Source organism: Methanobrevibacter sp., from assembly GCF_045577275.1.
Taxonomy (GTDB): Archaea; Methanobacteriota; Methanobacteria; order Methanobacteriales; family Methanobacteriaceae; genus Methanobrevibacter.
Genome location: NZ_JAZNIB010000313.1, coordinates 1 through 2,617 on the forward strand (window position 1 = coordinate 1; position 2,617 = coordinate 2,617).

The 2,617-nt window shown below is 31.8% G+C and carries 2 protein-coding genes; one reads left to right on the top strand and one right to left on the bottom strand.

The features are described from left to right. Positions 1-87 precede the first annotated feature (87 nt). Positions 88-921, top strand: coding sequence for a PfkB family carbohydrate kinase (locus ACKI67_RS08935; protein WP_407463186.1), 834 nt, complete (start codon positions 88-90; stop codon positions 919-921). Between the two features lie 47 nt (positions 922-968). On the opposite strand, the gene ACKI67_RS08940 is transcribed toward ACKI67_RS08935, so the two are convergent. Continuing rightward, a complete protein-coding gene (locus ACKI67_RS08940; RefSeq protein ID WP_407463187.1) occupies positions 969-2,426 on the bottom strand; it encodes a dihydrolipoyl dehydrogenase family protein in 1,458 nt (485 codons plus the stop codon). Between the last annotated feature and the right edge of the window lie 191 nt (positions 2,427-2,617).

Below are 2,617 nucleotides of genomic sequence, written 5' to 3' on the forward strand. Positions count from 1 at the left end.
TTAATAATTAATTTAATTATCTTCTACATTAATAAATTTTTTCACTAAGTTTATATATTTTTAAAAAGAGATTATGGATTGATTATCATGACACTTGTTTTAATTGGACCTATATGTGAGGACTTGATTATCATTGGGAATGATGAAAGCTCTAAAGTAGGAGGAGCAAGCTTTTTTCAAAGTTTTGTCTATGAAGAGTTTTTCAATGATTATTTAGCTATTGTAAATGCCTCAAATGCTGACTTAATCAATGCATTTCCAGATGAATCAAAGGTAAATCTCATTTTGAAAGAGGATACCCATCATTTCATTAATGAATATCCTGATAAGGATAACTTAGACATTAGGCATCAATCAACTAATTTTGCAGATATACCTATACTTGCCGATGATTTAAGAAACATTTTTGATGAAAATGAAATCAATGGTGAAAATATTGATGCATTTGTATTGACACCACTTAACAGCAATGACTTTCCAATTGAAACTTTGATTTTTCTAAAAACATTTGATGTTCCAATCTATATTTCACTTCAAGGATTTTTGAGATTTATGGATGAAGATAATTCGATAGTATTAAAACTATCAAATGATCTAAATTACATTTTGGATATTAGTGATGCAATTTTCATGGATGAGCATGAATTTGATATAATAAATCGTGAAAAAATTGAGGGTTCAAATTTAATTATCACAAATGGAAGTAAAGGTTCAAGAATTATTGATGTTGATGGTGAAAGTATTAAAATAAATGCACAGAAATGTGATAATATTGTAGATGCTACTGGATGTGGTGATACTTATATGGCTGCATATATATCAGCATTATTAAATAACAAAAGTTTAAAAGATTCTGGTGATTTTGCATCTTCAGTAGCTAGTGAAAAACTGAAAAATTTTGGACCTTATAAAAAATTATAAAAATAAAACTTATAAAATAAAAAAAGAAACATAGAAAAAATCTATGTTTAAAATGCATAGTGTATGTTGTGCAATTTATACAAACATACTGAACTGCTTGAAGGGAAAGCATAAATCATATGATCAAGCTCTTCAAGACTTATTTTTTGGTTTATGATAAATGTAAACATGTTTGCAACATTTTCAGCATCTGCTGCAATTATTTCAGCACCTACAATCTGCAAATCCTTATCTACAATTACCTTTGCTTCAGCTGTCCTATCGTTTTTAAGTTCTAAAGAATAGGATTTGCCATATTGGATTCTGTGAACTGCATATCCATCCATCTCTTCAGCTACAAATGCGGGAACCCCAACGGTAGCTATTCTCGGAATGGTGTAAGCAACTGCAGGAACAACAGGATAATCTATTTTTTCAGGATTTTCCTCCAACAATGCCTTACCGAGGTATTTTGATTGATGGATTGCTACAGTTACAAGCTTTGCAATGCCACTGTCAGCAACGTCCCCGCATGCATAGATGTTTGGAACTTCAGTTTTAAGGTATTCATCAACCTTTATTCCTCTTTTGGTATATTCCAATCCAACATTTTCAAGACCGATGTCTTCAACATTAGCTTCTCTTCCCATAGCTGCAATAACATAGTCACCTGTTAAGCTTAATCCACTTTCACAATTAACTGTAAATCCATCTTCATAAGCCTTATTGTCTATTTTAGCATCAGGATCTCTTAATATCTCATCAGTGTTCAATGCATTTTCAAGGTTAAGGACTCTTTCTTCAGGGTTATCAATAATCACACTGTCATCCTTGATTATTTCAGTTACGGTTTCATTGAAATGGAATCTGATGTTCTTTTCTTTTAGTATTTCAATCACATGTTGGACATATGGTTGGTGGAAGTATTTTAAAGCCATATCTCCTCTTATGATCACATCTGCACTGAGGCCTGCTTCTGCAAGTATTGAAGCGAATTCCATACCTACAAAACCTGCTCCTATGATGATTGCATGTTTTGGAAGCTCATCAATGTCTAAAAAGTCAGTGCTGTCATGCAGGTATTCCTTTCCAGGAACATCTGGAATAACCGGTTTCAAACCGGTACAAATCACTATTTTTTCAGTTGTATATTGCTTGTCTCCAACTTGAACAGTATGCTCATCAACAATAGTTCCTTTTCCATGAGCTACATCAAGGTCATATTCCTTGAATTTTCCATCAAGGAAAGGAGCCATATTAGCAATGCGCTTACGTTTCAATTCCATCAATGCTGTCCAGTCAACATCGAAGTCTCCGGATTTTCCACATCCTTCAAAATTATCCGCCAATGCTTTGATTTCATATGGGGCATCAAGGATAGCTTTTGAGTTGCATCCTCTGTTAGCACAGGTTCCACCGTATAAGCTTTCTTCTACAATTAAAATTTTAAGACCTGCTTTTCTTAAGAAACGGCCACCTTGCCATGCTGCGTTTCCACTTCCAATATATATTACATCATAGTCCATAGTTATCATCTAAATATTATTTTAAAATTAGTTTATTATTTGTTTGATATAGTATAAATGATTATCTTCTATAAAAAAATTAAGTTAATAAAAAAGTTATAAAAATTAAAATTATAAATGAAGTTAAAAAAGTGGCTAAAGTAAAAAAATTAATGAAATTAAATTTAGTAAATGATGTTAAAATAGTGCTA